Origin of the sequence: Vibrio sp. D54 (genome assembly GCF_021728075.1) — a bacterium.
In the GTDB taxonomy this organism is placed as follows: domain Bacteria; phylum Pseudomonadota; class Gammaproteobacteria; order Enterobacterales; family Vibrionaceae; genus Vibrio; species Vibrio alginolyticus.
Map to the genome: position 1 here is coordinate 1 of NZ_JAKKCS010000066.1, position 1,137 is coordinate 1,137.

1 protein-coding gene is annotated in these 1,137 nt (G+C 40.2%); it reads left to right on the top strand.

Annotated elements, in window-relative coordinates; translation table 11 throughout:
- Positions 1-380 precede the first annotated feature (380 nt).
- Positions 381-929 carry a hypothetical protein gene (locus tag L3V37_RS24120; RefSeq protein WP_237307360.1) on the top strand — a complete coding sequence of 183 codons (549 nt, stop codon included), beginning with the start codon at positions 381-383 and terminating at the stop codon, positions 927-929.
- Positions 930-1,137 lie beyond the last annotated feature (208 nt).

Here is a 1,137-nt window from a genome sequence, read left to right on the forward strand (position 1 = left end):
TAAGCTAACAAAGCGTTAAAGACGGATTCGCAACGCGTGGCATTTTTCGTTTGCTTTAGCTTTAGTGTGTACGGCACAATATTTCAGGTCGGTGGTCTGAGTTGCTCACCACTTAACGCGGCGTTAGGGCTCAGGAGTAAATATGGACAATTTAGGTAACTTCCCCCCCTCATTTTTGGAAGCAACTAGAGTGGATTGAAAAGGTAACTAATCCAGTTATTAACATAATTCCTCCTGCTTTAAGTCGGCAGCTTGAGCTGATAGATAAGCTGTTTCCTCCGGGTCTTCGTGATTTATTAAATGATATTGAGAATCAGCAAGATCAACTTAAAGAGGCTATCATCGCGTTAGCTAATAATGGTTGGTTTGTAGGTTTGTCTTTGCCTCTACGAATTCAAAAGCAAGTGCTTGAGAAAATTTCAGAATATCCTGAACAAGTCGATAGCATTTTGTGTGACTATTATGAATCAAACCTCGAAAGCATGGAGCAGACTCTAATTACTGGACAACCAGACCGGAGTTCCGTCATAAGAGATATTTTCGCAGGGCATAAAGCTAAACTTTATTCATTAACAGTCCCTACAGCATTTGCTCAAGTAGATGGTATCTGTGTTTCAAGCGAGTTTCAGGGGCATTTATTCATGCGCCCTCGTGGTAGCGAGTTATCTCAGTTTGGCAAAAACATAATTGAAGCCGATTTATGCGACTACCAAAAGTTACTGTTTAGTCCATTTATGATGAGCTTACCTATAGCATTCAACATGAAAGAACGTGAGAGTTCAGAAGTTAACAAATTAAACAGACATACTGTAATTCATGGTGAGTCAACAGATTACGGAAATAGGGTAAACTCATTAAAGTCGATAGTTTTGCTGTGCTACGTGAGTGAAGCCCTAACAAAGCATTTAAGAGTGATTCCCAACGCTTAGCATTTTTTATTCCATTGTTTGGTTTTGTGTTTACGGTGGTATGGTTAGGGTTTCGTGGTAGCGTTGCTCACACCTTAATGCGGCGTTATACGATTCGAATAAACTAGAGGTTGTTGTGGATAGAAAAAGTGACGGTTTGTTGAGGCAGTTCAAGCGAGTTGCTATCTCATTTGCAGACTTTAAAGAAGCTCACGATATCGTTAGCTAC